The organism is Streptomyces sp. NPDC088400, from assembly GCF_044753355.1.
Lineage (GTDB): Bacteria > Actinomycetota > Actinomycetes > Streptomycetales > Streptomycetaceae > Streptomyces.
In genome coordinates this window covers 416,638-436,799 of record NZ_JBIVMZ010000007.1, presented here as the reverse complement: position 1 = coordinate 436,799, position 20,162 = coordinate 416,638, and the positions used below count along the sequence as shown (strand labels likewise).

Here is a 20,162-nt window from a genome sequence, read left to right as displayed (position 1 = left end):
TGAACGCTGAGCTCCGAGACATGGCCGCGAGCCCGAATTGGCGTGAGCCTGTCACGACCGGTTTACACACGCGCAAAGGAGCGGAGAGCCTTCGACGGGCCTCGGGCATGGCCGTGCAGGGGCCCGTACGGGATTCCCGGGCGACAGCCGTGCGGGGGCCTTCAGCTGTCGCGCCGAAGACCCCCGGTTGCGCCGAATACCCCCGACGCGTTACTGACCTGCGAACTTCTTGCTCACGCCGGCGTAGACGCCCTTGGCAACATCGCCGAGACGCGGTCCGGCCAGCCAGCCGGCTGTGACCGGGCCGATCGAGGTGTTCGACACCAGGGCGGGCTTGCCGTCCTGCCCGTTCGCGACCCAGCCGCCACCGGACGAACCGCCGGTCATGGTGCAGCCGACGCGGTACATCGACGGGTCATCGGCGGTCACCGACAGCCGGCCCGGCTTGTCCTGGCACTGGTAGAGCTTCTGCCCGTCGAACGGGGCCGCCGCCGGATAGCCGGTCGCCGTCATGCTGTCGATCTTCGGGGTGGCCGGAGCGTTGAACTCCACCGGCAGCGCCGAACCGACCGTCTCCTCCAGCGACTTGCCGTTGCCGCCCTTCTCCGGGGTGACATGGATGACCGCGAAGTCGTACGGAGCGCCCTGGCCGCCGGTCGAGGCGCCCTGGCTGATCCACTGCTGCGAGGTCTGTCCCCAGTCGGCCCACCAGACGCCGTGCGGGGCGACCTGGTCCTGGGGCGCCTTCTCCAACTCGGCCATCGACAGGCCTTCGTTGTTGTACGACGGCACGAAGGCGAGGTTGCGGTACCAGCCGCCCTTCTTGCCGGCGTGCACGCAGTGGCCCGCGGTCCACACCATGTTGGACTTGCCGGGGTGGGCCGGGTCCGTGACCACGGTCGCCGAGCAGACCATCGATCCCTCGGGCCCGTCGAAGAACAGCTTGCCCGACTCGGCCGCGCTGTCGCTGTACGGCGTCTTCACCGACTGCGCCTCGACCGGGGCGGGCGTCGGGTCGCTGACCCCCGCGTCGTCCCAGTTCTGCTCGTTGTCGACGGGCTTCTCGGGCGGCTTCTCCGCGTCCCGCATCCGGTCCGGGTCCCAGAGGCCGGCGATGATCGGATTGACGAAGTCCTTGGCCTCACGGAGCCACTTGTCCCGGTCCCAGTTCTTCCACTCGCCGTTCCGCCACTTGTCCAGGTCGAACCCGCGCTCCTTGAGCTTGTCCTTCAGCTCGTCGGGTATGACGATCTTGCCGTCCGACGACGTGCCACCGCCGGACGAGGGGTCTGCGGAGTCGCTCGCCTGGGCGGCCGCGCCGTCCTCGTCGGGACCGCAGGCGGTCGCCGTCAGTGCGAGGACCGTGGCCAGGGAGGCCGCGGCGAGTACGGGGGAGACTCTGCGCCGCGCGCTCCCCCTGCGGCGTGCGGCAAGCGTCGGGTGAATGGGTCGCATGGCGTGATCCCCCTGGGACTTCGGAACGGTTCGGAACAAAGCGGCAGATGGCGCGTGCGGGCCCGGTGCCGGGCCTGGACGCGGCACCCCACTATGCCGGTGTCGTTGGGGACGGTGCGCGGCAGGGCCGCGGTTCCGCGCCGGGAGGAGCCGCTTCCGGAAGGCCGGAGCGCCGGAGCGCCGGAGTGCCGGACCCCGAACACCGCGCCCCGAACACCGCGCCCCGAACGTCCTGTTCCAAGGATCTTCGCGCCGCCCCGTGATCCCCGGCGGTCCGCGTCGTTGGTACGTACGGGGCCGGGACAGCGTTCACCGTCGAACATTCGCCGGTCGAGCGCCGTACTGACATGCGACCGAACCGTGACAGCGGGAGGACCGAAGCCGTGGCCGTGACCGAACAAGCTCCGGCGGCGCCGACCGTCGCACACGAGGGCATCCTCCGGCGCCAGACCCAGCGCGAATCAGCCGCCCGTACCTACGCGAGGTCGCTGCCCATCGTGCCGGTGCGCGCCCGGGGCCTGACGATCGAAGGCGCCGACGGGCGGCGGTACTTGGACTGTCTCTCCGGGGCGGGCTCGCTGGCCCTCGGGCACAATCACCCGGTGGTTCTGGAGGCGATCAGAAGGGTCCTCGACTCGGGCGCCCCGCTCCAGGTCCTCGACCTTGCGACACCCGTCAAGGACGCCTTCACCACCGAGCTGTTCGCCACGCTGCCACCGCGGTTCGCCGAGCACGCCCGGGTGCAGTTCTGCGGTCCCGCCGGTACGGACGCGGTCGAGGCCGCCCTCAAACTCGTCCGTACCGCCACCGGCCGGGGCGGTCTCCTCGCCTTCACCGGGGCGTACCACGGGATGACGGAGGGAGCCCTCGCCGCCTCCGGTGGCGCCCAGGACGTACGGGTGACCCGGCTGCCCTATCCGTACGACTACCGCTGCCCGTTCGGCGTCGGCGGGGAGCGCGGCGCCGAACTCGCCGCCCGCTGGACGGAGAATCTGCTGGACGACGCCAAGGGCGGCGCGCCCGCCCCCGCCGGGATGATCCTCGAACCGGTGCAGGGCGAGGGCGGGGTGATCCCCGCGCCGGACGACTGGCTGCGCGCCATGCGCCGGATCACCGCGGACCGGTCCATCCCGCTCATCGCCGACGAGGTACAGACAGGAGTGGGACGCACCGGTACATTCTGGGCCGTGGAGCACAGCGGGATCACGCCCGACGTCATGGTGCTCTCGAAGGCGATCGGCGGCTCTCTTCCGCTGGCCGTGATCGTCTACCACGAGGACCTCGACTGCTGGCGGCCCGGGGCACACGCGGGTACGTTCCGGGGCAATCAACTCGCGATGGCGGCAGGCGCGGCCACGCTCGCGTACGTACGGGAGAACAAGCTCGCCGACCGCGCCGCCGTCCTCGGCGCGCGCATGCTGGGACAGCTCCAGGGCCTCGCAGCGAACCACCCGTGCGTCGGGGACGTACGCGGCCGTGGTCTCATGATCGGTGTGGAACTTGTCGCCCCGGCCACCGGCGACCCTGCGCCGCCGGCCCCCGCACTCGCCGCTGCCGTGCGGCGGGAGTGCCTGAGCCGAGGCCTGATCGTCGAACTGGGCGGGCGCCAGAGCTCGGTCGTACGGCTGCTCCCTCCGCTCACCCTCACCGACGAACAGGCGGTCGCGGTCCTCGACCGCTTCGCCGACGCGCTGGCCGCCGCCGAGCGTGCCGCGCTCCGGGCGGGCGGGACCAGCCCGTCGTACGGGGAAAAAACCGGCGTGTCGTAACCCTCCCGCCCCCTCACAAGGAAGCCCTCCGTGAATCCCACTCCCTCACCCGATGTTCCCGAGACCGACGGCCGTCCCACCGCCGAGTCGGTGACGGTGCCACGGCAGCAGGCGGGCGGTCACGACGAACAACTACCCGCCGCCGCGGGCTCGCTGGCGGGCCCGGCCACGTCGTCCAACAGCTCTTCCGCCGGATCGCACGCGGGTCTTCGAGAGGCCGGACAGGACGGCCACCCCGACCATCTCGACCACCCCGACCCGCAGAAGGCGGCCGACGCGGCGGCCACCGAGAATCTGCTGCGCTGCTGGGTGCGGGAGACCAACCTGCCCCGTCCCGACGGGAATGTGCTGCGCATCCCCCTGGACGCCAGCGGCACCGCCCTCCTCGTCCCCGTCCGGTACTGGTCGGACACCGGCTGGCACCGCTTCGGCACGCCATTCCTGGAAGGCGCCTCCGACGACGCCCCCGCCGCGGAGGCCGTCACCGTCGCGGCGCTCCTCGGCCGCGAGTCGGGCCGCTACCAGGGCGCCGATCTGGTCGGCCGCGTCGCCAACTCGCTGGGCCACACAGCCGACTTCCTCGCCGACCGCCGCAACCGTCCGGAGGCGGACGCCGACGCGGACCTGTTCCTCACGTCCGAGCAGTCGCTGGTCCTCGGGCACCCGCTGCATCCCACTCCCAAGAGCAGGGACGGCCTCTCCGAAGCCGAAGCCCGGCTGTACTCACCCGAGTCGCGGGGATCCTTCCCGCTGCACTGGATGGCCGTCGACCGGTCCGTGCTCGCGACCGACTCGGCCTGGACCGAGCAGGGGCGCGTCGTCCCCGCCCACGTGCTCACGACCCGTCTCCTCGGCGACCTGCCGCTTCCCGACGGAACCGTCCCGCTGCCTCTCCACCCCTGGCAGGCGCGGGAGTTGCGGCACCGCCCCGCCGTCGCCGCGCTGCTCGACGCGGGTCTTCTCCATGACCTGGGGCCCCATGGAGGCCGCTGGCACCCGACCTCCTCGATCCGTACGGTGTACCAGCCCGGTGCCGCCGCCATGCTCAAGCTCTCGCTCGGCGTGCGGATCACCAACTCCCGCCGCGAGAACCTCCGTAAGGAACTCCACCGGGGCGTCGAGGTCCAACGGCTGCTGCGCAGCGGCCTCGCCAAGGAGTGGCAGGCCGCCCACCCCGGCTTCGACATCATCCGCGACCCGGCCTGGCTCGCCGTCGACACCCAGGACGGCGAAGAGGTCGGCGGGCTGGATGTGATGCTGCGGCACAATCCGTTCGGCCCTCAGGACGATGCCGTCTGCATCGCGGGACTGACCGCTCAGCGCCCCTATCCCGGCCGTACGGGCATGTATTCGCGCCTCGCCGAGATCATCTCCGGGCTGGCCGCCCGTACCGGCCGCTCCGGTGGGGCCGTGGCCGCCGAGTGGTTCCTTCGCTACCTCGACCAGGTCGTACGGCCGGTGCTCTGGCTGGACGGTACGGCCGGCATCGCCCTCGAAGCCCATCAGCAGAACACGCTGGTGCTCCTGGACACCGACGGCTGGCCCATCGGCGGCCGTTACCGCGACAACCAGGGCTACTACTTCCGCGAATCCCACCGCGCCTCCCTGGACCGGCGTCTCCCCGGCATCAGCTCGGTCAGCGACACCTTCGTCGCCGACGAGGTCACCGACGAGCGCTTCGCCTACTACCTCGGCATCAACAACGTCCTCGGCCTGATCGGGGCGTTCGGCGCCCAGGGGCTCGCCGACGAGCGGGTGCTCATCGCGGCATTCCGCCAGTTCCTCGCCGGGGCGACCGGGCTCGGATCCCCGCTGCCCGGCCAGCTCCTGGACACGCCCACCCTGCGCAGCAAGGCCAATCTGCTCACCCGGCTGCACGGCCTCGACGAACTCGTCGGCCCCGTCGACACCCAGTCCGTCTACGTCACCATCACCAATCCTCTTCGACACTGAGGGATCGTGACCTGTCCGAACTGCTGAGAGGAGAGCGCCTGATGCCTCCCACCGACGCGAACACCGATGCCGATGCCGCCGGCGATACCGATGCCGACTCCGACTCCGAATCCGGCCCTGGATCAGACCCTGGCTCCGGACCGGACGCCGCAGTCGACGCCACCTCGCACAGCGGCGGGAGCGCCGAGGACACCCTCGATCTGCCCCTGACCGAGGAACTGATCGCCCTGTTCGCGGAGGGCGATCCGACGGCTCTTCCCGCTGCGTCCGACGATGACGCGCCGCCGGCCGGTGAGCTGCTCGACGCCCCGGCCGGCTGGGGGCCGGTCACCACCCCCGGCGGTGTCTTCCAACTCGTGCCCGTCCGTGTCGAGCGCGATCTGACACTGATCAGCCGGTGGATGAACGATCCGGCGGTCGAGGCGTTCTGGGGGCTGGCGGGTCCGGAAACCGTCACCGCGGATCATCTGCGGCCCCAACTCGACGGCGACGGGCGCAGTGTTCCCTGTCTCGGTGTGCTGGACGGGACCCCCATGAGCTATTGGGAGATCTACCGCGCGGATCTCGACCCGCTGGCGCGCCACTACCCCGCGCGCCCGCACGACACCGGGATTCATCTCCTCCTGGGTGGCGTCGCCAACCGGGGGCGCGGCGTCGGCACCACGCTGCTCAGGGCAGTCGCCGATCTGATCCTCGACCACCGTCCCCGCTGTGGCCGCGTCGTCGCCGAACCCGATCTGCGGAACACCCCTTCCGTGTCCGCCTTCCTCAGCGCCGGCTTCCGCTTCGCGGCGGAGGTCGATCTGCCCGACAAAAGGGCCGCCCTCATGATCCGCGAACGCGCTTTCCGCGATCTGCTGTGAGCGGTCCGCAGCCCGCACACCACGTTCTCTCCGGTTCACCGCATCCATCGAATCCACCGCATCATCCACCGCACTCACCACCGCACCCACCACCGCGTTCACCGCTCGACCACCATCGGTTCCCTCCCCGAGGAGTCCCTGTGCCGAAGTCCCCTGCCATACCCGACTCCACCAGCTCCGCCGACGTCACCGGCCCCGCCACCGGCCTCGCCGACTCCAGCTCCGCCGACTCCGGCAGTCCCGCCACTTCCCCCGGTCCCGTCACGTCCTCCAGTCCCGTCGCGTCCGCCGGTACGAGCAGCCCCGACGGTTCCGTCGAGCCGCCCGTCCTGTTCTGCCCGCCCGAGCTGAACGCGCGGACGTGGAACCGGTCCGCCGGCCGCCTCCTCGCCAAACTGCTCGGGGAGTTCGCGTACGAAGAGATCGTCGAGCCGGTCCCGGGGGCCGACGAGGGCCACTACACCCTCACGCTCGACGCCGGCGAGACGCTCACCTTCCGGGCCGTACGCGGTTCGTACGGCAGCTGGCGCGTCGACCCCGAGTCCCTCCAGTGCCGGAACGAGCCCTTCACCGACCCGCTGGACTTCCTGCTGCGGTCCCGCCGGCTGCTCGCACTCGACGGCGAGACCCTCGGCCATCTCGTCCGCGAACTCACCACGACGCTCGCCGCCGACGCCAAGCTCGACCACACCGCCCTCACCGCGGCGCGCCTCGCCGACCTGGACTACGCCGAACTCGAAGGGCACCAGACCGGCCACCCCTGGATCGTCCTCAACAAGGGCCGGGTCGGCTTCTCCGGCACCGACGCCGCCCGTTGGTCGCCCGAGGCCCGCACACCCGCCAGGCTGCCCTGGATCGCCGTCAGCACCGCCCTCGCCGCCTATCGCGGCGTCGCCGCACTTGACACCCCCGGCCACCTGTACGCCCTCGAACTCGACGCCGAGGTCCGCGAGCGCTTCGACTCCGTACTCCGCGACCGGGGCCTCGATCCGGCCGCGTACCTCTACCTCCCGGTACATCCCTGGCAGTGGGACGAAGTGCTGGTGCAGCTCTACGCGCCCGCGATAGCCGAGGGAGCGATAGTCCCGCTCCCCACCGATGGCGACCTACGGCTGCCCCAGCAGTCCATCCGTACGTTCCTCAACACCGCCCGGCCCGACCGGCACACGGTCAAACTGCCCCTGTCGATCCTCAACACCCTGGTCTGGCGCGGGCTGCCCACCGAGCGCACACTCGCGGCCCCCGCCGTCACCGCGTGGGTCCACGCGCTGCGTGACGCCGACCCCTTCCTGCGCGAGGAGTGCGGGGTGATCCTGCTCGGCGAAGTCGCCTCCGTCACCGTCGAGCACCCGCTGTACGACCGCCTCCCGGAGGTTCCGTACCAGTACAAGGAACTGCTCGGAGCCATCTGGCGCGAGCCCCTCCAGACCCGGCTGGCCCCCGGCGAGCGCGCCCGCACGCTCGCCTCCCTGATTCATACGGACCCGCAGGGGCGCGCGTTCACGGCGGAACTCGTCGACCGGTCCGGACTCACTCCGTCCGACTGGCTCCAGCGGCTCTTCGCCACGATGCTGCCGCCGCTGCTGCACTTCCTCTACCGCTACGGGACCGTCTTCTCGCCGCACGGTGAGAACGCGATCGTCGTCTTCGACGACCAGGACGTACCGGTACGGCTGGCGGTCAAGGACTTCGTCGACGACGTGAACGTCAGCGCCCGTCCGCTGCCCGAGCACGACTCGATGCCCGAGGACGTGAAGGACATCCTCCTTACAGAGGAGCCGGCCTTCCTCACCCAGTTCATCCATTCAGGGCTCTTCGTCGGCGTCTTCCGCTACCTGGCGCCCCTGTGCCAGGAGCAACTGGGCGTGACGGAGGACGAGTTCTGGTCCCTCGTCCGGGCGGAGATTCTTCGGTACCAGGCGCGCTTCCCGGAGCTCAAGGAGCGCTTCGAGACCTTCGACCTGCTCACGCCCCGTATCGAGCGCCTCTGCCTCAACCGCAACCGGCTCCATCTCGACGGATACCGGGACCGGTCCGAGCGGCCGCACGCCGCCGTGCACGGTACGGTCCCCAACCCGATCGCCGCCGTGCGGTCGAGCGAGTGACCATCGCTGTCAGTGCTGCCCCTTAGGCTGGTCGGGCTATGACGAAGCCATCACTTCCCCAGCTCCTCCACGCCGCCGTCAGCTCTGTCGGCGGTGTGGAGCGGCCTGGCCAGGTCGCGATGGCCGAGGCCGTCGCCGAGGCCATCGACACCCCGTCCCATCTGCTCGCCCAGGCCGGTACGGGCACCGGTAAGTCTTTGGGTTATCTGGTGCCCGCCCTGGCGCACGGAGAGCGGGTCGTGGTGGCCACGGCGACCCTGGCGCTGCAGCGCCAGCTCGTGGAGCGGGACCTTCCGCGTACGGTCGACGCCCTGCACCCCCTGCTGCACAGGCGTCCTGAGTACGCCATGCTCAAGGGCCGTTCCAACTACCTCTGTCTGCACCGGCTGCACGAGGGCGTGCCGCAGGACGAGGAGGACGGACTCTTCGACCAGTTCGAGGCGGCGGCGCCCACCAGCAGGCTGGGCCAGGACCTGCTGCGGATGCGGGACTGGTCGGACGACACGGAGACCGGCGACCGGGACGACCTGACGCCCGGTGTCTCCGACCGGGCCTGGTCCCAGGTCTCCGTCTCGTCCCGGGAGTGCCTCGGGGCGTCGAAATGCGCGTACGGAGCGGAATGCTTCGCCGAGATGGCACGCGAGCGCGCCAAGCTCGCCGATGTCGTGGTGACCAACCACGCGCTCCTCGCGATCGACGCGATCGAGGGCGCCCCGGTGCTTCCGCAGCACGAGGTGCTGATCGTGGACGAGGCCCATGAGCTGGTCTCACGGGTCACGGGCGTCGCCACCGGCGAGCTCACCCCCGGGCAGGTCCACCGCGCCGTGCGCCGCTCGGCGAAGCTGGTGAACGAGAAGGCGGCGGACGGCCTCCAGACGGCCGCCGAGACCTTCGAGCGCCTGATGGAGCTGGCTCTTCCGGGGCGGCTCGAAGAGATCCCCGAGGATCTCGGCTATGCCCTGATGGCGCTGCGTGACGCGGCCCGTACGGTCATCTCGGCGCTGGGCTCGACCCGCGACAAGTCCGTGCAGGACGAGGACGTCGTACGGAAGCAGGCGCTCGCCTCCGTCGAGTCCATCCACGGTGTGGCCGAGCGGATCGCCAACGGTTCCGAGTACGACGTGGTCTGGTACGAGCGGCACGACCGGTTCGGGGCGTCCCTCCGGGTGGCCCCGCTCTCCGTGTCGGGCCTGCTGCGCGAGAAGCTCTTCGCCGACCGCTCCGTCGTGCTGACCTCGGCCACGCTCAAGCTCGGCGGGGATTTCAACGGTGTGGGCGCGTCGCTCGGTCTGGCGCCGGAGGGCACGGAGGGGGATGACGTCCCGCAGTGGAAGGGCATCGACGTCGGCTCGCCCTTCGACTACCGCAAGCAGGGCATCCTCTATGTCGCCCGCCATCTGGCCACGCCCGGCCGGGAGGGCTCGCGCGACGACATGATGGACGAGCTGGCGGAGCTGGTGGACGCGGCCGGCGGACGTACGCTCGGTCTCTTCTCCTCGATGCGGGCCGCCCAGGCCGCCGCGGAGGAGCTGCGTGGCCGGCTGGACATGCCGATCCTGCTTCAGGGCGAGGAGACGCTCGGCGAGCTGATCAAGTCCTTCGCCGCCGATCCGAAGACATGCCTGTTCGGCACGTTGTCGTTGTGGCAGGGCGTCGATGTGCCGGGGCCGAGCTCCCAGCTGGTGGTGATGGACCGGATCCCGTTCCCGCGCCCGGACGACCCGCTGATGAGCGCGCGCCAGAAGGCGGTGGAGCAGGCCGGCGGCAATGGCTTCATGGCGGTGGCCGCGACGCACGCGGCTCTGCTGATGGCCCAGGGCGCCGGACGGCTGGTGCGGGCGAGCGGAGACCGGGGGGTCGTGGCCGTACTGGACCCGAGGCTGGCCACCGCTCGGTACGGCAGCTTCCTGCGGACCTCACTGCCCGATTTCTGGTACACGACGGACCGTAACCAGGTACGTCGGTCCCTCTCGGCGATCGACGCCAAGGCCCAGGCCGACGGGCAGTAGCCCCATGTACGGGCAGTAGCGCCTCACCTGGTCAGTGGCCCCAGACCAGTGGCGCCACGCACAGTCAGTGGCCCCACATGCAGAGTTGCGGTACACGGAATTCCGGCGTGTACCGCAACTGTCTGTCCGAAAGACCGCTCTTCAGACGCGGCGCAGGACCGCCACCACCTTGCCGAGGATCGTCGCCTCGTCGCCGGGGATCGGCTGGTACGCGGAGTTGTGCGGGAGCAGCCAGACATGGCCGTCCTCGCGCCGGAAGCGCTTGACGGTGGCCTCGCCGTCCAGCATCGCGGCCACGATGTCACCGTTCTCCGCGACGGGCTGGCGGCGGACGGTGACCCAGTCACCGTCACAGATCGCGGCCTCGATCATCGAGTCGCCCACGACCTTCAGGACGAACAGCTCTCCGTCACCCACCAGTTGGCGGGGGAGCGGGAAGACGTCCTCGACGGACTCCTCCGCAAGGATCGGCCCTCCGGCCGCGATCCGGCCGACCAGCGGAACATAGGACGCGGCGGGCTTCCCGGTCGTGTCCGTCTGCTGGGTGCTGGGCTGGTCCGAACCCCGGACTTCGTACGCCCTCGGCCGGTGCGGGTCCCGGCGCAGGAAGCCCTTGCGTTCCAGGGCCATCAGCTGATGGGCGACCGACGAGGTGCTGGACAGGCCCACGGCCTGGCCGATCTCCCGCATGGACGGCGGGTACCCACGCCGCTGGACGGAATCGCGGATGACCTCGATGACCCTCCGCTGCCGGTCCGTGAGGCCCGAGCTGTCCGCCCTGATTCCAGGAGGTCGGCCGGGCAGCGAGCGGCCGGGCTTGGGCCCCTCCGGATTCGTGGCTGCGTCATTCATGGCATGCACCGGCTCGAGTCGGCTCTGGGAGCGGTCCTGGGCAGTGATGGTGGCACTGTCTGCGGTGGTGGTCACGTCGGGCCCCTCTCGAAATGTTCTCCCTAGCTGGACAACGGTAGTAGCTTTCGAAAGGTTGCGCCAAACACACGTTCGAGTGAAAAATCGTAGAGTCTCTGCCGCGAGCGGCAGGCTGGGTGTATGGGCAGGAGCCGGGGGAGCGGGGCGGGAGTGGCCGTCACGGTACGGTCCGGGCGCCGCGCAGCAGCGGCCCGGAGGGCGGGCCCAGTCTTCCACCGGACGGCCCGTGACCCCGGCCGCCGCGCCCTTCCCGTACCCTCGTGGCCGGTCCCCGAGGCCCTGCGGCCACCTCCCCGACACGCGACACGCGTCGGGGCTTAGGATGCAGCCAAACCCCAGATCTAGTGGTTGGATTGCCGCAGCCTCCCAGAAGTTGTGGTCCCCGGTCTCTGATGACCTAGTCCATCGCCTATGCTGGGGAGTGCTTCGAGGGGTTCTTTCCAGGCCCTGACGAGGCTATTCAGTCGCGCTGTGAAGGAGGGGTTGGGAGCCATGCACTGTCCCTTCTGCAGGCACCCCGACAGCCGTGTCGTCGACAGTCGTACCACCGACGACGGAACGTCGATCCGCCGTCGCCGGCAGTGCCCCGACTGCTCCCGCCGTTTCACGACGGTGGAGACCGCCTCGCTGATGGTGATCAAGCGCAGCGGCGTGACCGAACCCTTCAGCCGTACCAAGGTCATCTCCGGCGTGCGCAAGGCGTGCCAGGGACGGCCGGTCACCGAGGACGCCCTCGCCAAGCTCGGCCAGCGGGTCGAGGAGGCGGTGCGTGCCACCGGGAGCGCCGAACTGACCACCCACGACGTGGGGCTGGCCATACTCGGCCCACTGCAGGAGCTCGACCTCGTCGCGTACCTGCGCTTCGCATCCGTGTACCGGGCGTTCGACTCGCTCGAAGACTTCGAGGCCGCCATCGCGGAACTGCGCGAGCGGCCCCCCTCAGAGGAATGCGGCGCCGACGGGACCCAAGGGGTCCCCGTGCCCGCCACCGCCGCGGACTGACCGGCCGGCCCGAGCCCGGCCGCTCCGCGGTGATCAAGACCTGTCACGGGCGCCTTCGGCGCGCCCGAGGCATCAGACACACACCCTGTGCCACGGGAAGAACATGGCACTTCAGGGCGTTTTTGTACGTATATGGGAGGCGGCATGACAGAGACGGCGAGCGGTCCGGCACGAGGTTCCCGAGCCAAGGGGGCCAAGGCCAGCAAGGGGCTGCGCATCGAGCGGATCCACACGACCCCCGGCGTGCATCCGTACGACGAGGTGGCCTGGGAACTCCGTGACGTCGTCATGACCAATTGGCGCGACGGCTCGGTCAATTTCGAGCAGCGTGGCGTCGAGTTCCCCGACTTCTGGTCGCTGAACGCGGTCAACATCGTTACCAGCAAGTACTTCCGAGGTGCTGTCGGCACCCCGCAGCGCGAGACCGGTCTGAAGCAGCTCATCGACCGGATCGTGAAGACCTACCGCAAGGCCGGTGAGGAGTACCACTACTTCGCCTCGCCCGCCGACGCCGAGATCTTCGAGCACGAGCTGGCGTACGCCCTCCTGCACCAGGTCTTCAGCTTCAACTCGCCGGTGTGGTTCAACGTCGGCACGCCCCAGCCGCAGCAGGTCTCGGCCTGCTTCATCCTGGCCGTCGACGACTCGATGGACTCGATCCTCGACTGGTACAAGGAAGAGGGCATGATCTTCAAGGGCGGGTCGGGCGCAGGCCTGAACCTCTCCCGGATCCGCTCCTCCAAGGAACTGCTCTCCTCCGGGGGCAACGCCTCCGGACCGGTCTCCTTCATGCGCGGCGCCGATGCCTCCGCCGGAACCATCAAGTCGGGTGGCGCCACGCGCCGTGCGGCGAAGATGGTCATCCTCGATGTCGACCACCCCGACATCGAGGACTTCATCCAGACCAAGGTGAAGGAAGAGGAGAAGATCCGCGCCCTGCGTGACGCGGGCTTCGACATGGACCTGGGTGGCGACGACATCGCGTCCGTCCAGTACCAGAACGCCAACAACTCGGTCCGGGTGAACGACGAGTTCATGAAGGCCGTCGAGGCCGGCGGCAAGTTCGGGCTGCGCGCCCGGATGACCGGCGACGTCATCGAAGAGGTCGAGGCCAAGTCCCTCTTCCGCAAGATGGCCGAGGCGGCCTGGGCCTGCGCCGACCCGGGCATCCAGTACGACGACACCATCAACCGCTGGCACACCTGCCCGGAGTCCGGCCGGATCAACGGCTCGAACCCGTGCAGTGAGTACATGCACCTGGACAACACCTCGTGCAACCTGGCCTCCCTGAACCTGATGAAGTTCCTCAAGGACGACGACAAGGGCAACCAGTCCTTCGAGTCCGAGCGCTTCGCCAAGGTCGTCGAGCTGGTCATCACCGCGATGGACATCTCCATCTGCTTCGCGGACTTCCCGACGCAGAAGATCGGTGAGAACACCCGCGCCTTCCGTCAGCTCGGCATCGGCTACGCCAACCTCGGCGCCCTGCTGATGGCCACGGGGCACGCGTACGACTCCGACGGCGGCCGCAGCCTCGCCGGCGCCATCACCTCGCTGATGACGGGCACGTCGTACCGCCGCTCCGCCGAACTGGCCGCGGTGGTCGGCCCGTACGACGGCTACGCCCGCAACGCCGAGCCGCACAAGCGCGTCATGAAGCAGCACTCCGACGCCAACGGCACGGCCGTCCGCGTCGACGACCTGGACAGTCCGGTCTGGGCCGCTGCCACGGAGGCCTGGCAGGACGTTCTCCGCCTCGGTGAGAAGAACGGATTCCGCAACGCCCAGGCCTCGGTCATCGCGCCCACCGGCACCATCGGTCTCGCGATGTCCTGCGACACCACCGGCCTGGAGCCCGACCTCGCCCTGGTCAAGTTCAAGAAGCTGGTCGGCGGCGGCTCGATGCAGATCGTCAACGGCACGGTTCCGCAGGCGCTGCGCCGCCTCGGCTACCAGACGGAGCAGGTCGAGGCGATCGTCGAGCACATCGCCGAGCACGGCAATGTGGTGGACGCCCCCGCGCTGAAGACCGAGCACTACGAGGTCTTCGACTGCGCGATGGGTGACCGCTCCATCTCCGCCATGGGCCATGTCCGCATGATGGCGGCCATCCAGCCCTGGATCAGCGGTGCGCTGTCCAAGACCGTGAACCTTCCGGAGAGCGCCACCGTCGAGGACGTCGAAGAGGTCTACTTCGAGGCGTGGAAGCTGGGCGTCAAGGCACTCGCCATCTACCGCGACAACTGCAAGGTCGGCCAGCCCCTCTCGGCGAAGAAGAAGGAGAAGGAGAAGGTCACGGAGAAGGCCGAGGAGGCCATCCGTGAGGCGGTCGAGAAGGTCATCGAGTACCGCCCGGTCCGCAAGCGCCTCCCCAAGGGGCGTCCCGGTCTGACCACTTCCTTCACGGTGGGCGGCGCCGAGGGCTACATGACCGCCAATTCCTACCCCGACGACGGTCTCGGCGAGGTCTTCCTCAAGATGTCCAAGCAGGGTTCGACCCTCGCGGGGATGATGGACGCCTTCTCGATCGCGGTCTCGGTTGGGCTTCAGTACGGTGTCCCGCTGGAGACCTACGTCTCCAAGTTCACCAACATGCGCTTCGAGCCGGCCGGTATGACGGACGACCCGGACGTACGGATGGCGCAGTCGATCGTCGACTACATCTTCCGCCGTCTCGCGCTGGACTTCCTGCCCTTCGAGACCCGCTCCGCCCTCGGGATCCACTCTGCGGAGGAGCGCCAGCGTCACCTGGACACCGGTTCCTACGAGCCGTCCCCGGGCGATGACGGTCCGGATGCCGGGAACCTGGCGGCTCAGTCCGTGGCGGCCAGGCAGGAGACGCTCAAGCCGGTGTCCCCGATCGGTGCCAAGGCGAGCGTGATCCCGGCGCCCAAGGAGGCGCACACCTCGGCCGAGCTGGTCGAGATGCAGCTCGGCATCAGCGCCGACGCACCGCTCTGCTTCTCCTGCGGTACGAAGATGCAGCGGGCCGGGTCCTGCTACATCTGCGAGGGTTGCGGCTCCACGAGCGGCTGCAGCTGACCCGTTCCGCAGTGAACGGACGCACGGGTCCGAGGGGCGGTGAGCCGGTGAGGCTCGCCGCCCCTCGGGGCGTACCGCGCGGGAGCGCCCCGGAAGGCCGCGGACGGTCCCTGGGTCAGGCGCCGCCCATCAGAGCACCGAAGGACTGCGGGTCGGTGTCGAATCCCCGGACGGACGTGTGGAACTGCCACGCCCCCGACGAGGGGTCCCGGGTGAACTCCACGACGGTGGCCGCCGTGGAGTCGGAGACGCCTTCGAAGTTGAGCTCCGCCAGCTCCGTGTACCCCTCCAGGATGCGGATCCCGGGATTCGTTATGTCCCCGAACGTCCGCCGGCCGTCCCGCTGCTGAATGGCCACGCCCACCACCACGCGGGTGTAGGCGGGCGCCAGCCGCTCCAGCTCCAGCGTCATCTCCTCGTCGGAGCCGAACCCCTGGCCGGTCCGGCTCTCCCGGTCCAGCGTGATGGTGCCGTCCGGCGACCGACTGTCGAAATGGACCAGATAAGCGGGCTTGCCGCTCGCGTCGTCCGCTGTGTAGGTCGCGGCGACGAGGTCGAGATCATGCGGGGTAGCGCCCAGTGGACTGGGGTCCCATTTGAGCGTGACCTCGATCTTCGCCACTCCTCTGTTGAGACTGCTCACCGGTCTTCCCCCTCTTCATAACCCTTCATGACCGGCCCGGATCTCCGAGCCTCGGACACAAGGCTAGACCGGAGCACTGACAACACGCTCCGTGGTCGGCCCAGTTGACGCCACCTTGGCCGATAGTCGCCTTGGCCCGTGACGCGTTCGGTGCCGTCGCGACGATCATCGGGCGGGCGGATCCGGGCTGTTGGAGCGTGACCGGTGCCACGTCGAGCGCCGTACGATGGCGCGGTGCTGGTCAAGTGGATTCGCTGCACCGTGGTCGACCGCCGAGGGTTCGAACGCGGACAGCGGAAATGGGCGGGGTTGCTCGGTGAGCCGGGATTCCGGGGGCAGAGCGGGGGATGGAGCAGGGCCAGGCCGGGTGTGGCGCATGTCTTCACGTTCTGGGAGAGCCGTGCGTTCTACGACTCGTTCATGGCCCGCTCCCACGACCGGCTCGCCGCCGCGCAGTCGGGGACGTTCAAGGACAGCCAGGCCAAGCTGTTCGACTACCGCTTCGATGTGAAGACCGGCTTCGAGCCACGGTTCACCGACGCGGATGTGGTCAGGGTCGCGCACTGCAAAGTGCGTGAGGACCGGGTCGAGCACTTCGCGCTGATGCAGGAGAAGGTGTGGAATCCCGCGATGGCGGGATCGCCCGGGATGGTGCGCGGGCTGTTCGGCGAGGCGCCGGGACACGAGTTCATCGTGTTGTCGATGTGGCAGTCGGCCGCCGAGCACGGAAAGTACCGGGTCGAACGGGTGGAGCGGCTGACGCTGCGCGCCCAGACGGCCGCGGATGTGGCGGCGCTGGCCGGGGCCGTCGTCGATCTTGAGCCGTCCTGGACGGTTTGAACGGTTCTTCCGGACAGGGCCTAGGGTCGTGGCATGGCAGCACGACCGCGGCGCATTGTCCTTGTCCGGCACGGCGAGTCGGAAGGGAACGCAGACGACACGGTGTACGAGCGCGAGCCCGACCACGCCCTGGGGCTCACGAAGACCGGCTACCGGCAGGCCGAGGAGACCGGGGTGCGGCTGCGCGAGCTGTTCGCCCGTGAGCCGGTCAGCGTCTTCGTGTCCCCGTACCGCCGCACCCATGAGACGTTCCGGGCCTTCGGCCTCGATCCGGATCTCGTACGGATACGGGAGGAGCCGCGGCTGCGTGAGCAGGACTGGGGGAACTGGCAGGACCGGGAGGACGTACGGCTCCAGAAGGCCTACCGCGACGCGTACGGGCACTTCTTCTACCGCTTCGCGCAGGGGGAGTCGGGCGCGGACGTGTACGACCGGGTCGGCGCGTTCCTGGAGTCCCTGCACCGGAGCTTCGAGGCGCCCGACTCTCCGGAGAACGTGCTGATCGTGACCCATGGACTGACCATGCGGCTGTTCTGCATGCGGTGGTTCCACTGGTCGGTCGCGGAGTTCGAATCGCTGTCGAATCCCGGCAACGCGGAGACACGGACTCTGCTGCTCGGCCCGGACGGCCGGTACACCCTGGACAGGCCGTTCGAGCGCTGGTGTATCCCCGAGCCGTACGGCCGTACCGGATAAGACCGGCCGGCGATTGGGGGCGGCGTCGCGGGTCGGTCTAAGCTGATAAGGCGATGACTGCCGACCCCACACCTGACCGGTGTTTTGAGACAGTCGACCGGACGCTCGATCGAACTCCCGGCCGGGCAGTCGACCGTCATTTCGCACGCGCCATGGCCAGCCTGCGCGGACTGGCCGTGGGAGACGCGTTGGGTTCCCAGTTCTTCGTACCGTCGAATTATCCGCAGTTGAAGCGCCGAGAGCTGCCGTCGGACCCCTGGCAGTGGACCGACGACACCGAGATGGCCGCGTCGGTCGTGGCCGTACTGGCCGCGCACGGACGTATCGATCAGGACGCGCTCGCGGGTTCCTTTGCCGAGCGCCATGACTTCGACCGGGGCTACGGCCCCGCCGTGAACCGGATGCTCCGGCTGGTCCGGGAGGGTGGCGACTGGCGTGAGCTGGCCGCCGGGCACTTCAACGGCCAGGGCTCGTGGGGCAACGGAGCCGCGATGCGGATCGCGCCGCTCGGCGCCTGGTACGCCGGCGACCCGGAGCAGGCCACGCACCAGGCCGAGATCTCCGCGTACACCACCCATCAGCACCGTGAGGCCGTGGTGGGCGCCATGGCCGTGGCAGCGGCCGCCGCCCTGGTCGCGGCCCCGGCGGGGCCGCCCACCCCGGAGGCCCTGATCGAGGGGGTCGTGGCGCTGCTGCCACGCAGTGCGGTGGGCGCCGGGCTGCGGCGGGCGGGGGACATGCTGGACTACGACGACGCGGGCACGGTCGCCGCCGTGCTGGGCTGCGGGCGCCGGACCAGCGCGCACGACACCGTGCCGTTCGCTCTCTGGTCGGCGGCGCGTGCGCTCGGTGACTTCGAGCGGGGCTTCTGGGCCACAGCCCAGGTGGGTGGCGATGTCGACACGACCTGCGCCATCGCCGGGGGAGTGATCGCAGCGGCCGAGGCGGGGGCGCCGCCGACGCATTGGCTGGAGCGGACGGAAGCGCTGCCGGACTGGCTGCCGACGGCTGCTCTGTAGCCCGCTGATCGGTTCAGCGGTTCAGAAGCTGAACGGTTCAGAAGCTCAGAAGTTCAGCGATTGAGAAGTTCAGTGGTTCAGAAGCTCGGTGGCTCATCGTCCCAACGGGTTTCCAGGACAGCAGTTCAGCAGACCGGCAGATCAGCAGCTCAACGGCTCCTCGGCTCAACTGTTCTCCAGCTGAACGGTTCTCCGGCTCAGCTGCTCTCCTGTTCGGCCGATCATCTGCTGAACAGGAGGTCGCCGGGACAACCGATCGCGCCGGTGTGAGAGACGGCAGGTACCCGGTCTGTCGGGCCGCGTCCGGGCGGCGTAACCTTGCTGATGCCATGCCGTACGAACCACCCACGCACACCGTCGAGCGCTCGCTCCGTGCTACTACCGACGCCAGAATCATCGCCGGCGTCGACGAAGTCGGGCGCGGAGCGTGGGCCGGTCCGGTCACGGTCTGCGCGGCCGTCACCGGACTGCGCAGACCCCCGGCGGGTCTCACCGACTCCAAGCTGATCAGCCCCAAGCGCCGTACGGAGCTGGCCGGTGAGCTAGAGGGGTGGGTCACCTCGTACGCTCTCGGGCACGCCTCCCCGGAGGAGATCGACGCCCTCGGGATGACAGCGGCGCTCAGGCTCGCTGCCGTACGTGCCCTGGAGGCTCTTCCGGTACGGCCCGACGCGGTGATCCTGGACGGCAAGCACGACTATCTCGGGGAGCCCTGGCGGGTGCGTACGGTCATCAAGGGTGACCAGTCCTGCATTTCGGTGGCGGCCGCCTCGGTGCTCGCCAAGGTGCGCAGGGACGCGATGATGGCCCAACTGGGCGCGGACACCGAGGAGTACGTTCCGTTCGCCTTCGGCGCCAATGCCGGCTATCCCTCGCCGGTGCACAAGGCGGCGCTGAAGGAGTGGGGACCGACAGCGCATCACCGGCTCTCGTGGTCCTATCTCGACGCGCTGCCCCAGTGGCGGCACCTCAAGAAGGTCCGGGTCTCCCCGGAGGCCGCCGAGATGGAAAGCGGGGGCCAACTCGGCTTCGATTTCTGACCCGTCCGACCCGTCCGACTACTGGATCACCGACAGACCTCCGCCTGTCCGCCTCCGGGCGCAGGCAAGGGCGCGAAGGCGCCCACCCGCCGATGCTTTTCGCACCGGTGTTTGATAGACAGTCAGTCATGCCTCTCATCCCTCAGGAGCCTCAGATTCACGAGAGAGCCCAGGGTCCCAGCGCCGCGCCGGCCACCGGCCGTACCGCGCCGACCCCTCGTCCTGTACCCGGTCCGCGCCCCGTCCCCGGGCCGCGTTCCGCGTCAGCACCGCGTCCCGGTCGTCCGGGTCCCGGTCCCGCGAGGCCCGCGCCGCCGGCGCAGCGCTCGCAGAGCCCCGCCGGGAAGCCCCAGGCCCCCGGGTCCACCACTCCTCCCGTACCTCAGATACAGCTGGTCCCGGCTTCGGCGGACGGGGCCCTCGACGCCGCCGAGGAGGCGGTCGACCTGCTGCTCGACTCGGGTCGGGCGCCGGGCGACATCCTGGTGCTCACCACCGGTGAGCAGCACCCCTGGGCGGCTCATGAGCTGTCCTTCGGCGAGACCGCGTACTGGGCTCAGCACGACGCCGGCGACGACGTGTTCTTCGCCGACGCCGACGCTGTCGCCCGTGCGCAGTCCCGGCCCGTCGTGGTCGTCGTCGTCAACGGCGGCGCTGACGACGCCGTCGCCCGGACGCTGCCCCTGGCCCGTGACCGGGCCGCCGCGCTGCTTGTCGTGTGCGGTGACTCCGAGCGGGTCAACGCCGCGCTCGGTGCGGGCGTCTGAACCGTGCGACAGCCGTGAGGCAGTCGTAC

At 69.7% G+C, this 20,162-nt stretch carries 15 protein-coding genes; 12 read left to right on the top strand and 3 right to left on the bottom strand.

Annotated elements, in window-relative coordinates; all coding sequences use genetic code 11:
* Nucleotides 1–210: 210 nt before the first annotated feature.
* Nucleotides 211–1,455, bottom strand: a complete 1,245-nt coding sequence (locus ACIQD6_RS20405; RefSeq protein ID WP_401884371.1) for a trypsin-like serine peptidase — start codon at nt 1,453–1,455, stop codon at nt 211–213.
* A gap of 383 nt (nt 1,456–1,838) precedes the next feature.
* On the opposite strand from ACIQD6_RS20405, the gene ACIQD6_RS20400 reads away from it, so the two are divergent.
* The 5 genes from ACIQD6_RS20400 (at nt 1,839) to ACIQD6_RS20380 (ending at nt 10,154) form a co-directional block, all read left to right on the top strand.
* Nucleotides 1,839–3,224: a diaminobutyrate--2-oxoglutarate transaminase family protein gene (locus ACIQD6_RS20400; RefSeq protein WP_401884370.1), complete on the top strand. Its 1,386-nt coding sequence runs from the start codon at nt 1,839–1,841 to the stop codon at nt 3,222–3,224.
* 30 nt (nt 3,225–3,254) lie between these two features.
* Complete coding sequence (locus tag ACIQD6_RS20395) at nt 3,255–5,177, top strand: IucA/IucC family protein (RefSeq protein WP_401884369.1); 1,923 nt, start codon at nt 3,255–3,257, stop codon at nt 5,175–5,177.
* A gap of 41 nt (nt 5,178–5,218) precedes the next feature.
* Nucleotides 5,219–6,040, top strand: coding sequence for a GNAT family N-acetyltransferase (locus ACIQD6_RS20390; protein ID WP_401884367.1), 822 nt, complete (start codon nt 5,219–5,221; stop codon nt 6,038–6,040).
* A 329-nt stretch (nt 6,041–6,369) separates the two neighbouring features.
* On the top strand, nt 6,370–8,145 hold the full coding sequence (locus ACIQD6_RS20385) for an IucA/IucC family protein (protein WP_401884455.1): 1,776 nt from the start codon (nt 6,370–6,372) through the stop codon (nt 8,143–8,145).
* Nucleotides 8,146–8,183: 38 nt separating this feature from the next.
* Nucleotides 8,184–10,154 carry an ATP-dependent DNA helicase gene (locus tag ACIQD6_RS20380; protein ID WP_401884366.1) on the top strand — a complete coding sequence of 657 codons (1,971 nt, stop codon included), beginning with the start codon at nt 8,184–8,186 and terminating at the stop codon, nt 10,152–10,154.
* A gap of 141 nt (nt 10,155–10,295) precedes the next feature.
* Here ACIQD6_RS20380 and lexA read toward each other — a convergent pair whose 3' ends face one another.
* Nucleotides 10,296–11,081, bottom strand: coding sequence for a transcriptional repressor LexA (lexA, locus tag ACIQD6_RS20375; RefSeq protein ID WP_401884364.1), 786 nt, complete (start codon nt 11,079–11,081; stop codon nt 10,296–10,298).
* A gap of 495 nt (nt 11,082–11,576) precedes the next feature.
* On the opposite strand from lexA, the gene nrdR reads away from it, so the two are divergent.
* Together nrdR and ACIQD6_RS20365 are read left to right on the top strand one after the other, a co-directional pair.
* Nucleotides 11,577–12,086, top strand: a complete 510-nt coding sequence (nrdR, locus tag ACIQD6_RS20370; RefSeq protein WP_401884363.1) for a transcriptional regulator NrdR — start codon at nt 11,577–11,579, stop codon at nt 12,084–12,086.
* A gap of 144 nt (nt 12,087–12,230) precedes the next feature.
* Entirely contained in the window at nt 12,231–15,128 is a 2,898-nt protein-coding gene (locus tag ACIQD6_RS20365; RefSeq protein ID WP_401884362.1) for a vitamin B12-dependent ribonucleotide reductase, read from the top strand.
* Between the two features lie 115 nt (nt 15,129–15,243).
* Here the strand turns inward: ACIQD6_RS20365 and ACIQD6_RS20360 are convergent, their stop codons facing one another.
* On the bottom strand, nt 15,244–15,771 hold the full coding sequence (locus ACIQD6_RS20360; RefSeq protein ID WP_401884361.1) for a TerD family protein: 528 nt from the start codon (nt 15,769–15,771) through the stop codon (nt 15,244–15,246).
* Between the two features lie 234 nt (nt 15,772–16,005).
* Here ACIQD6_RS20360 and ACIQD6_RS20355 point away from each other — a divergent pair, with 234 nt between their 5' ends.
* From ACIQD6_RS20355 to ACIQD6_RS20335, 5 genes are all read left to right on the top strand, one after another.
* Nucleotides 16,006–16,611, top strand: coding sequence for a YdbC family protein (locus ACIQD6_RS20355; protein WP_401884360.1), 606 nt, complete (start codon nt 16,006–16,008; stop codon nt 16,609–16,611).
* 33 nt (nt 16,612–16,644) lie between these two features.
* Nucleotides 16,645–17,307: a histidine phosphatase family protein gene (locus ACIQD6_RS20350; protein ID WP_401884359.1), complete on the top strand. Its 663-nt coding sequence runs from the start codon at nt 16,645–16,647 to the stop codon at nt 17,305–17,307.
* 152 nt (nt 17,308–17,459) lie between these two features.
* Nucleotides 17,460–18,326, top strand: coding sequence for an ADP-ribosylglycohydrolase family protein (locus ACIQD6_RS20345; RefSeq protein ID WP_401884357.1), 867 nt, complete (start codon nt 17,460–17,462; stop codon nt 18,324–18,326).
* A 329-nt stretch (nt 18,327–18,655) separates the two neighbouring features.
* Complete coding sequence (locus ACIQD6_RS20340) at nt 18,656–19,366, top strand: ribonuclease HII (RefSeq protein WP_401884356.1); 711 nt, start codon at nt 18,656–18,658, stop codon at nt 19,364–19,366.
* Between the two features lie 128 nt (nt 19,367–19,494).
* Complete coding sequence (locus tag ACIQD6_RS20335; RefSeq protein WP_401884354.1) at nt 19,495–20,133, top strand: hypothetical protein; 639 nt, start codon at nt 19,495–19,497, stop codon at nt 20,131–20,133.
* Nucleotides 20,134–20,162: the final 29 nt, after the last annotated feature.